Here is an 11,650-nt window from a genome sequence, read left to right on the forward strand (position 1 = left end):
CAATGATAAAACAAAGATTTAAAAAAAACAAGCGAACGTTCGCTAAAAATGTTTTTTCGCAAAAAAATACATGTTCGCAAAAAGCTTATATTTGTAATTATGGAAGAAGGTTATATAAAATTGATATTTGGGCTAAAGCTAAAGCAGATAAGGACTGACAGGAATTTATCCTTGTTCGGATTATCTAAACTTTCGGGTCTTTCAAAATCGTATTTGAACGAAATTGAAAACGGAAAAAAATATCCAAAACCTGACAAAATTGCCATTCTTTCCGAGAAATTGGACGTGCCATATGACCAAATGGTGTCTTTGAAGTTAGATAAAAACCTTGCTCCGATCGGGAATTTATTAAAGTCCAAGATCTTGAAAGAGATTCCTTTAGAGCTTTTCGGGATCAAAGAAAGTAACCTGATAGATATTGTTGCCAATGCCCCGGTTAAGGTAAATGCCTTTATAAGTACGATTATAGAGATCGCGCAAAACTATAATTTCAGTAGGGAGAGTTTTTACCTTGCATCGGTTCGTTCGTTCCAAGAGGCAAACAACAACTATTTTGACGATTTGGAACAAAGTGTACTTAAATTTTCCAAAGCCTACCAGATTGATCTGGATAGCAGGTTGTCATCCAAAGAACTCGAAGAAATTTTGATAGAGGAATTTGGATATAAGATCAATGAAAACGAATTGTTGAAGTATGAGGCCTTGGGTAGTTTACGTTCTGTTTTGGTGCCAAAAACGAAAACGTTACTACTTACCAATGAAATCGATGAGGCCCAACGAACCTTTATTTATGCCAAGGAACTTGCTTATAATTTTTTAGGGATAAAGGAACGTCTGTATACTTTTCCGTGGATTAAGTTCGATACCTTCGATCAAGTACTGAACAACTTTTATGCTTCTTATTTTGCGGGTGCCTTGGTAATACCCAAAGCTAGGCTTACTGAGCAATTGAGTAGTGTTTTTGAAAAAACCACTTTTGATACGGCCTTGTTCTTACAAGCCATTAACTCTTTTAATGCTTCTCCGGAATCATTTTATCAACGTCTCACCAATATTTTACCCAAGGAATTCAATATTCAAAATCTTTTTTTCTTGCGATTTACACATAAGGCTAAAAGTGATCAATTCCATTTAAAAAAGGAATTGCATTTGTCCCATCAGCATTCACCACATGCGAATGAAACCAATGAGCATTATTGTAGAAGGTGGGTGTCCATAAAGATGTTGAAAGATATTCGTAAGAGTAAAAATGAACACGAATTCGATATTCAGATTTCCAATTACGAGGACGACGGAATGAAATATTTGGTATTTTCTTCAGCCACGAAAGATCCCTTTAAGCAAGATTATTATCGTAGCATAACCATTGGTTTGCTTTTGAACAAACAGTTAGAGCGAAAAGTTAAGTTTTTGGACGACCCTAAGATCAAAACACAAAATGTGGGGGTCACCTGTGAACGATGTGCCATAAAGGATTGTAAGGTTAGAAAAGCACCAGCAATTGCGTTGGAGAAAAAGGCCAAAAACATAAAAATTGAGAAAATAGTGGAAGAATTGAACCAAAGGTTCGGTTCGTGAAAATCGTTAAAAAGAGGGTGTAGGCTTGTTGTTTTCTTTTCGGGTTCCCATCCTAGGTTTGTAGGGTAGGGCTTGTGTAATAAATATATTTTTTAAAAAATGTCAACTCATGCACTTTATGGCCATGTTAGGTCTTGGCTTGTTGTAGGGGGGCATTGACTATAAAACCCATTTTTGTAAAACAGAAAAAACCCTTTAAGATCGCCAATCTGATAAAAAGGAGTAGGAATTAATTATTTATATACAAAAGTGTAGGTTAAAATAAGTCCCGTTGAAAAGGTTGCTGATATTAGGCTTATCTTAGGATGTACTGAAAATTCAACTTCCAAATGGCATTAAAAGTAGTTATCGCCCATAAAACGGTTTACAAATATGATCGCAGGGTAAATCTTTCTCCCCATATTTTTAGGCTTAGGCCAGCGCCCCACTGTAGAACGCCAATAGGGGCTTACTCAATAAAAATTAAGCCGGAAAACCATTTTTTCAATTGGCAACAAGACCCTTTCGGAAATTATTTGGCCCGTATTGTTTTTCCGGATAAAACTGAGGAACTATCGGTAGAGGTAGAGATCATCGCTGATTTAAAAACCATAAACCCTTTTGATTTTTTCGTTGAGGAAGCTGTCGAGGAATTTCCCTTCGCTTATTCCAATGACCTGAAAAAAGAACTTATGCCTTATCTGGAAGTCACCGAAGACGGTCCTTTGTTAAAGGAATGGATAAGTAAGCTAGATCTGACCCCAGTACGGACCATCGATTTTCTTACCGGCCTGAACCATAAAATATATGAGTATCTGGATTATACCATACGTATGGAACCTGGGGTGCAGAGCTCAGAGGAGACATTGGAACGTAGATTGGGGTCCTGTAGGGATTTTGCCTGGTTGTTGGTGCAGACCCTAAGACATTTAGGGTTGGCAGCTCGTTTTGTTTCAGGATATTTGGTACAGTTAAAATCGGACGAAAAATCTTTGGACGGACCTTCAGGGCCAGAGGAGGATTTTACGGATTTGCACGCATGGTCCGAGGTATATATTCCTGGTGCAGGTTGGATCGGTTTGGATGCCACTTCCGGACTTTTGGCAGGGGAAGGGCATATTCCCTTGGCATGCACCCCTTCGTTTGAAAGTGCCGCCCCTGTTTATGGCCTTACGGATCCTTGTGAGACCGAATTCGAATTCGATAATTCGGTTACCCGGATATTTGAATCACCACGCGTTACCAAACCTTATACAGAAGATCAATGGAAGGCCATATATGATCTTGGGTTCGCAGTGGAAGAGGAGCTTCAAGCCAATGATGTTAGACTTACAATGGGCGGTGAGCCCACTTTCGTTTCCATCGATGATATGGAAGGTGAAGAATGGAATACCGAGGCAGATGGGGAACATAAAAGGGAATTGGCAAGTTCCCTTTCCTTACGATTGTTGAATTCTTTCGGTAAAGGGGGAATGTTACACCATGCCCAAGGTAAATGGTATCCGGGAGAACCCTTACCGCGCTGGCTAATCGGAATTCACTGGAGAAAGGATGGTGAAGCGATTTGGAAAGACCCCAAATGGTTAGCTTCTTTTACGGAAACCTATACGTTGCGCGAAGATATTACAAGTACCTTTCTACATACCTTGACAAATAAATTAGCTTGCCCGAATGATTCCATTATTCCGGCCTTTGAAGATGGCTTCTATTTCTTATGGGAAGAAGGTAAACTTCCCGTAGATGTCAATCCAAAAGAATACAATAAAAAAGATACGGCCTTAAGGCGAAAGCTGGGGGAATTAATGGAGCAAGGTTTAGGCAAAACCGTAGGACATGTTTTACCCTTGGCCAAAAGTAATGGATATTGGATTACCAATAAATGGGAATTTAGGGGTGGTTACCTTTATTTAACGCCAGGAAATTCGCCGGTAGGATTGCGATTGCCTTTGGAATCCTTACCTAAAGATCCTGAAGTACCCTCAGAACCAACAGCGGAACCTGAGCTGTTCGAAACCAAACCGAACTTAAAGGGCTATGGGGAAGAGTTGCGAAAAAGATTGGCGTCGAATGCACCCACCACCTCATTGAAAAAACAGCCTTATGTACGAACAGCTTTATGTGCTGAGGTAAGGGATGATAAATTATTTCTTTTCTTACCGCCATTGGACAGTGCGGAAGAATTCCTGGATTTAGTGGCCAGTATCGAAGCAACGGCAAAGGAATTGGAAGTGCCCGTGATTATTGAAGGATACGAGCCCCCAAGGGACAATCGGTTGGAAGTGTTAAAGATTACTCCGGATCCAGGGGTTATCGAGGTAAATGTTCATCCGGCAAAGAATTGGGGAGAACTGACCTCCAATACATTTACATTGTATGAGGAAGCGAAAAAATCTCGATTGGGAACAGAAAAGTTTATGCTTGATGGTAAGCATACGGGAACGGGAGGAGGCAATCACGTAACTTTGGGAGGTATTACTCCAGCCGATAGTCCTTTACTTCGTAACCCACAACTACTTCGTAGTCTTCTAACTTTTTGGCAACATCATCCCGGACTTTCGTATTTGTTCTCGGGCGCTTTTATTGGGCCAACAAGTCAGGCGCCACGTGTAGACGAGGCAAGACTCGAGAATCTTTATGAACTTGAAATCGCATTTTCCCAGATTCCAGATGATGGAGAAGTGCCTTTTTGGTTGACCGATCGTTTGTTCCGTCATCTACTTACCGATATTACGGGGAATACCCATAGGGCGGAATTCTGCATCGATAAATTATATTCCCCGGATTCTTCCTCTGGGCGGCTCGGTATTTTGGAATTACGTGCTTTTGATATGCCGCCACATGCCCAGATGAGTCTTATGCAGATGCTTTTGGTGCGTACTTTGGTGTCTTGGTTTTGGAAGAAACCCTATAAGCACGACTTGGTGAGATGGGGTACGGAGCTGCACGATAAGTTTCTATTGGAGCATTATGTAAAAGAGGATATAAAGGATATTGTCATGCAATTGAACGATGCCGGTTATCCGTTTAAATTAGATTGGTTCGATCCGTTTTTTGAATTCAGGTTCCCATTATATGGACAGGTAGAAATCAATTCCATGCAAATTGAACTACGTATGGCCATTGAACCATGGAATGTGTTGGGCGAGGAAATGTCAGGAAGGGGAACCGCACGTTATGTCGATTCTTCTTTGGAAAGGGTGCAGATAAAAGTCAACAACTTTACCGCAGAAAGATATAGTTTAACCTGTAATGGGGTTAAAATAGAACTGAGTCCAACAGGTGTAAAAGGGGAGTATGTTGCAGGTATCCGCTATAAAGCATGGGAGCCTTGGTCTGCATTGCATCCTACTATAGGGGTAGATGTTCCTCTGGTATTCGATGTTGTGGATATGTGGAATAAGAAATCCATTGGTGGTTGTACCTATTTTGTAGCCCATCCTGGAGGTCGTTCCTATGATACCTATCCTGTAAACAGTTATGAGGCGGAGTCTAGAAGGATCAATCGTTTTTGGGATTTTGGACATTCACAAGGGGAAGTGACACCTATGGAAATGGGACCTACAACAAATTTTACAGGTCGAATGGTGGAACCTAAGGATGCATCCAATACTTTTGTGTTCAAAGAAGTACCTAAAAACCCTGAGTATCCACATGTACTGGATTTACGAAAGAAGTAACTCATAATCTATATGCCGATAACAAGTACCAGCTGGTTAAGTAATTATATTACAGAGTATAAGAACGATGAAATGTTCACCCCTGATAACGGTATAAAACCTTATTGGAATAAATTACTTACCGAATTTGATAAACTAGGTGTCAACGGGTTGATGGCACGTCAAAAAGATATTGATTGGTTGCTTTCTGAAAATGGGGTTACCTACAATGTCTATAACGATCCCAAGGGAATGCATCGCCCATGGAATTTGAACGTGGTTCCTTTTTTATTGCATCAGAACGAATGGTCAACCATTGAAACCGGTTTAAAACAACGGGCAGAATTGTTGAATCTGGTATTAAAGGATATTTATGGGGAACGAAACCTTATCAAAAACGGTATTGTACCCTACGAAGTCATTTATGGCCATCGTGGGTTTCTTAGGCAATGTGCGGGAATTGAATACCCGACCGATAAATTTTTGTCTATGTATGCCGCAGAACTGGCACGTGGCACCGATGGTCGGTTATGGATTGTGAACGATAGGGCAGAAGCACCTTCAGGAATGGGGTATGCCCTTGAAAATAGGTCTACCACAAGTAGGATATTACCAGAGATGTATGGCAAAATGAACGTGAAGCGCCTTTCAGGTTTCTTTAAAGACCTGGATAAGATGTTGATCAATGCTTCACCAGTAAAGAAAGAGAACCCTCATATCGTTATTTTAACCCCTGGCTCACGTAATGAAACCTATTTTGAGCATGCCTATTTGTCTTCATTTTTAGGATATCCTTTGGTGCAAGGTAACGATCTAGTGGTTAGGGATGGATTCCTATGGATGAAATCCTTACAAGGACTAAAACGAATAGATGTAGTTTTGAGAAGGGTCGATGATGCCTATACGGATCCTCTTGAACTCCGGGAAGATTCCCATTTGGGCGTTGCCGGTTTATTGGATGTTGTTAGAAGAAAGAATGTTTCAATAATAAACCCGGTAGGTAGTGGGGTTATCGAAAATCCTGGTTTAATTCCTTTTATGCCAGGCATAGCAAAGTATTTTCTCAATGAGAGTTTGATCTTGCCACAAATTGCTTCATGGTGGTGCGGGCAGGAACAGGAAAAGAAATATGTTCTTGATAATTTATCCCAATTGGTGATCAAGAAAATTGACCGTACCAATAGGGAGAGTATCCACTTTGCGGAATTCATGACCTCCTCGGAATTGAATGATCTTAAGAAAGAGATAGAGCGGAGTCCTTATAGTTATGTGGCCCAGGAAAAAATTAGTTTTTCCACAGCCCCGAATTTGGTCCAAGGAACAATAGAATCCAGAAATTTGGTTACCCGAGCATTTTGTATAGCCTCCGATAAGGGTTATAGTGTAATGCCAGGCGGACTCGTTCGTGTGGCGCCGGATAGTAAGACCGTTAGGGTATCTAACCAAAGAGGTGGAACAAGCAAGGACTTTTGGATTTTGGAAGACCACCCCATAAAGGAAGATAAAAATAGGCAGTGGCAGAATAGGAGTCCAATAGCAATATCTGGCCTTAACGATTTACCTAGTCTTACAGCAGAAAACCTTTATTGGGCAGGCCGCTATGTTGGGCGTACATTGGTCATATCACGTTTTATACGCATGGTCATGCGACAAATAGCATTGGTACAGAACAGGAATGAAAAACCGGATTCGGTCAAGCTTCAAGTATTGTTCAAGGCCGTAACCCATTTAACAGGTACGTATCCTGGCTTTGCGGAGAAAACGACAGAAGGTAAATTGGCCATGGAGAATCCTATGGAAGAAATGCTTTCGGTTATATTGGATAAAAATAGGCCCGGGAGTTTGGCACATACTATTGAAATGTTCAGTAATTCTTATTATGCTATTCGTAATCTTTGGTCTTCGGATATGTGGCGGGTGTTCGAGAACATCCAAAAACTATGGCAAAATTTCCAGGATGATAAAGATCGTTCCGTAAATAAGATTTTAAAAGTGCTTAACCAGTTGATTACCCGTTTAATTGCATTTATGGGGTTGATAGAGGAGAGTATTTTGGTTCAACAGGGATTGTTGCTTTACTTTATCGGACTTCAATTGGAGCAAAGTATGCTTACCATTTCCAAATGTCGCTCCTTACTTACTATCAAATATGAAGAACAGATAGAATATGATCTATTGGAATATTTGTTGACCAGTCATGAAAGCCTTAATATTTATAGGTACAGCTATCGTTCTTTTATTCAATTGGAAAATGTATTGGATCTAGTGGTTTTGGATCTGGAGTATCCTCGATCTTTGACATTCATGTTGAATAGGATCCAGAAAGATATTGCCCGTTTACCACATTCCCAAGAAGACCACTCGTTGAGTAACTATCAAAAGTATATTTTTGAAGCCTTCTCCAAATTACGTTTGGCAGAATCCTCAAAGCTGGCTAAAACAAAATCCGAGTCCGATTTCTTTAGGGAAGACTTAGATACGTTATTGGAAGAATTATCCGATCTTTTGTATAAAACATCGCAAACCATAACGAGTACTTATTTTAACCATACCGATAAACAAAATCAATTGGTCATGCAATCATTTCCTATTTAATATGGTTTTCAACGTTACACATACCACCACGTACGAATATAATGCTCCAGTAAATTATTGCCATAACATAGCCACCTTAAGGCCAAGGGAGTCAAAAGGACAATCATTGTTGGATTATAAGATACTTATTTCCCCAGAACCAGCGGAAATATCGGAGCGTATTGATTTTTTTGGAAACTATATCACACGGTTCTCCATTCAAACAGAGCATAAGGTGCTTAAGGTGACTACAAAAAGTAAAATAGTTCGCGATTATGCTCAATTTCAGGATTCTTTTGCGTCAGAAACCTGTAGGGGAGTCACTATGAATGAAGCACTTTTTGCCTTACAAGGTAACGATATGGGGGTTTTGGACGCCAAACAATATATTTTAGAATCTATTTTCATAAAACGAACAGATGAACGGATTCGGGAATATGCTGAGGTTTCTTTCAAGGGAAATCGTTCGGTATTCGATGCGGCTTTTGAACTCATGCAACGCATCTATACCGATTTTAAGTTTGTATCCGGATTTACCAGTATAGCTACACCCATTACTGAAGTAATGAAAGAAAAGAAAGGGGTTTGCCAGGATTTTGCCCAAATAGCCATTGCCTGTATACGTTCTGTAGGCTTGCCTGCAAGGTATATTAGCGGTTATATAGAAACCTTACCGCCAAAGGGCAAGGAAAAATTAGTTGGTGCAGATGCTTCCCATGCTTGGTTCGCAATTTTTATCCCAGGCTTCGGTTGGGTTGATTTTGATCCCACCAATAATATGATACCTGCCGATCAACATCTTGTAGTAGGATGGGGTAGGGACTATTATGATGTGCCCCCTTTAAAAGGTGTGGTTTACGGTAGTGGAAAAAGTAAGCTTAAGGTCGCTGTTGATATTTCAGCAATTGGGTAAAGTCAACACTTGGATTAAGAGTTGTCCGTTTTTAAAATCAATTTTTTTGCCTTTCACTTTATCCGAAAAATAGTTGGTGAAGATATCTGCCAGGCGTAAAGGTAAAGCCTCCGGCTATAAGGATTGCCCCAAAATACAATAGCACCATTTTGCGCTTATGTGATTTTATATTACCTTTCTTTATGGCCCAGTATGCGGTAGGTACGGTATAGATGGTTAGAAAACTAAAGCTATGTATATATCCGAAGTGATTTAAGAACCTGGGGCCTACTTCGGCAGGCATAAAAAGGGTTATAACAGCAGTAATGACCATTAGTATCATATAAATTCTGCCAAAATTTATATGTATGTAGGTTCCTTTTTTAATTAGCAGTAGCATTGTACCTATGAAAAAGCATGGCACAACGGTTATTAGATGAAGGTACATTAAATATTTATAATCCATATGTTATTTGCGACTTATTGAAACCCCTTTGGTAGTAAATGAAATTCCCTGTTGCCCATTGGTAGAGATCATGATGCCCTCGAATATAGGTGCTACATCTTTGTTATTGGCACTCCATGTAATTACAAAATTCGCACCGGTACCGCCCGAAGTGTCGTTCTCTTCTATAACATATTCCACCGACTGCATGGCCTTTAGAACAATAGGTTTGTTCAGGTATTCTTTTATTTTCTTTCCGGAAGAATTGTAATATTCTATGGAAGTAATGTAGATGCTGTGGCTTAAACTCGTATTTCTTAAACTTAAGGTTGCCGTTAAGTTGAATCGCGTGTCTTTTGTTTCATTATAGATATCTGAATAGATAGGTACGTAGGTCGTGTCATTCATTACTAAATTATCAGGTATCTTCTCTAATTCCAGGGCAGAGAATTTATCTTCCCCTGCGAAATTAAGATTCTGGTTCTTCTCTATACAAGACGTAAGAAGAATCGTTAGAAACAGGATGGTGAGTATTGTCGTTTTTTTCATTTCATTGCTTGTTTAGGGGCATTGGATCGGTCATACCTTGATTACTTCATTAATTTTAATCCACTTATTGCGGCTATAGCACCAATAACAGCTCCTGAAATTCCCATGATAAATTGTCCTAAGAACATTAAGGCAATTCCTCCTAAAACAGCTAGAATTCCAAAAGCAATGTTCACTTTCGCATAATTTATTTTCTTCTTTTCCATATTTCTAATTACGATATTAGCGGATATACCTTTTTTGTTTTGGTTGTCCTATTATTTTAAAAAAGGGGATGGGTAATGGTTTTTTATAGACCCAAAGTTAGTGAATAGGCGGTAATTATATGGTATGTCTTTTATAGGGCAGGAAGGGTTGGGGTTTCCTTCAAAGAACTAGGTACATTCAATTCCCGTTCAAGAGCATTTTCTTTAAAAGTACGATTTGCCCAAGATGATAGTAACTGTGTTCTATCATTCCGTTAATGTTTCTTAGGTATGTACCGTATTTTTTATCTACAAAAACGTGGTTCAATGAATCTTCCGGTAGTTCTTTTATCAGTTTGATAAGTTGTTCGGTATCATTCCAAAATCGGTTCAGGAAGTTTTCCCATTCATTTTGAGATGAAATAGGAGGGAAGTCAAAACTGTATTTATCGCTTATATCAAGTGTACCTCCTTTAAAAACTTCTAAAATACCTTTGGTATAATAATGAATGTGCTGTGCCAGAATTGCAATTGAATTCAGTGATTCGATTTTGGTCGTCGCTGTTTTCCAATCCAAATCATTCAATTGGTCTTTGTAATTGGTATTCGCGACCCAGGTGCCATTAAGAATAGTTTCTTCCAACCGATCGGCCAATTGTTGTGCACTTTTCATTTAATGTACGATTTTCAGTAATGTTAAATGACTATGGATTATTTTCTGTGGGATTCATCCCAGGACCTACCGTACCTTCTTTGAACCAGACTTCGGTATAGCATCCATTGGTATATTGTTTTGCAATATCACCATTGTAGGTCTCAGATCCCGTATTCCAAACAATATTCTCTTCCGGGACTTTTCCATTGGTTTGGTTATAAGCTCCCTGTTTAAAATTTTGTAACTCCCCGGCATATGCATTCTCTCGCTCTATACCATCACGACCTATTGCGGCATACAAGGTTAAGATTTGTTGGGGAATATCCGATTTTTCCGCAAATTCCGATTTTACGAGGCTTTTGGTGAATTTCTTGGTCTCATGGCCTTCGCTTGAAAAAGTGAGATACATAATACCGTTGTAAACATTAACCTCATAATTGAATTCCTCCCCTAGTTCTATTCCATCCTCTGGTTCTTCAGGGTATGATGTTGGCTCAGAACCGACCACTGACATGTCATAACCCCAAACCGCAGTTGAATAATCCCATCTTTTGGAGTTGTCACCTTTTGTGTTGATCTCATAATTCCAGTACACAGAACCTTTTTTGTGCCCAGGGAATTTTTTGTAAAAAATCTTTAAAGGCTCATTTTCGTGGCCTTCATTACCGTGAATTTGACCCACAACTACGGAATATGAAGCCGCGACCCTTGCGTCACCAGAAGTTGAAACATGCATAACCTTAAGGGTTCCTGTTAATTTACCACCGGTTTCTGTTTTCCAGTGCTTCTTTTGGCCTAATTCCGTTCGTGTATTATTGGAGGTTTTCGAGGTGATGCCAGAGTTGGGGGATTTGTAAACGACCCAATCGGTTTTTCCATCATTCGTGACATAAAAGAAATCTTTGTGTTCAAATTCTTTTAATTCCTTAGCACTAGTGCCATCACCACAGAGGATATTCCATTGGTCCATAAACGGTATTACATCACTGGGGTAAGTAGTGGTTTCCTCAGTTTTTATCTTAGAGCTTTTAATCTTCTCCAAACAACTGTTGAACAATAATGCGATACAGATAATAGATATGGGCCTTAATAACGTTCTAACAAATTTGGTGTTCATTTATTTCTTTTTGGGTTGTT

The 11,650-nt window shown here is 39.5% G+C and carries 9 protein-coding genes; 4 read left to right on the plus strand and 5 right to left on the minus strand.

The genetic code is table 11. From position 1 onward, the window contains the following. Positions 1 to 99: 99 nt before the first annotated feature. From R3X28_RS17915 to R3X28_RS17930, 4 genes are all read left to right on the plus strand, one after another. Positions 100 to 1,578, plus strand: a complete 1,479-nt coding sequence (locus R3X28_RS17915; RefSeq protein WP_317666181.1) for a helix-turn-helix domain-containing protein — start codon at positions 100 to 102, stop codon at positions 1,576 to 1,578. A 329-nt stretch (positions 1,579 to 1,907) separates the two neighbouring features. Next, a complete protein-coding gene (locus R3X28_RS17920; protein ID WP_317666183.1) occupies positions 1,908 to 5,234 on the plus strand; it encodes a transglutaminase family protein in 3,327 nt (1,108 codons plus the stop codon). Positions 5,235 to 5,246: 12 nt separating this feature from the next. Beyond that, on the plus strand, positions 5,247 to 7,808 hold the full coding sequence (locus R3X28_RS17925) for a circularly permuted type 2 ATP-grasp protein (protein WP_317666185.1): 2,562 nt from the start codon (positions 5,247 to 5,249) through the stop codon (positions 7,806 to 7,808). Between the two features lies 1 nt (position 7,809). Next, positions 7,810 to 8,700: a transglutaminase family protein gene (locus R3X28_RS17930; RefSeq protein WP_317666187.1), complete on the plus strand. Its 891-nt coding sequence runs from the start codon at positions 7,810 to 7,812 to the stop codon at positions 8,698 to 8,700. Positions 8,701 to 8,758: 58 nt separating this feature from the next. On the opposite strand, the gene R3X28_RS17935 is transcribed toward R3X28_RS17930, so the two are convergent. The 5 genes from R3X28_RS17935 to R3X28_RS17955 all read right to left on the minus strand — a co-directional run bounded on the left by R3X28_RS17935 (position 8,759) and on the right by R3X28_RS17955 (position 11,630). Continuing rightward, positions 8,759 to 9,145 carry a DUF2306 domain-containing protein gene (locus tag R3X28_RS17935; RefSeq protein WP_317666189.1) on the minus strand — a complete coding sequence of 129 codons (387 nt, stop codon included), beginning with the start codon at positions 9,143 to 9,145 and terminating at the stop codon, positions 8,759 to 8,761. Between the two features lie 3 nt (positions 9,146 to 9,148). Then, positions 9,149 to 9,673 carry a DUF3124 domain-containing protein gene (locus R3X28_RS17940; RefSeq protein WP_317666191.1) on the minus strand — a complete coding sequence of 175 codons (525 nt, stop codon included), beginning with the start codon at positions 9,671 to 9,673 and terminating at the stop codon, positions 9,149 to 9,151. A gap of 41 nt (positions 9,674 to 9,714) precedes the next feature. Then, positions 9,715 to 9,879, minus strand: coding sequence for a hypothetical protein (locus tag R3X28_RS17945; RefSeq protein ID WP_317666193.1), 165 nt, complete (start codon positions 9,877 to 9,879; stop codon positions 9,715 to 9,717). A 178-nt stretch (positions 9,880 to 10,057) separates the two neighbouring features. Next, positions 10,058 to 10,531: a DUF1572 family protein gene (locus R3X28_RS17950; protein ID WP_282056965.1), complete on the minus strand. Its 474-nt coding sequence runs from the start codon at positions 10,529 to 10,531 to the stop codon at positions 10,058 to 10,060. Positions 10,532 to 10,562: 31 nt separating this feature from the next. Continuing rightward, complete coding sequence (locus R3X28_RS17955; RefSeq protein ID WP_317666196.1) at positions 10,563 to 11,630, minus strand: polysaccharide lyase family 7 protein; 1,068 nt, start codon at positions 11,628 to 11,630, stop codon at positions 10,563 to 10,565. Between the last annotated feature and the right edge of the window lie 20 nt (positions 11,631 to 11,650).

Source organism: Maribacter sp. TH_r10 (genome assembly GCF_033101095.1).
GTDB lineage: Bacteria > Bacteroidota > Bacteroidia > Flavobacteriales > Flavobacteriaceae > Maribacter_A > Maribacter_A luteus.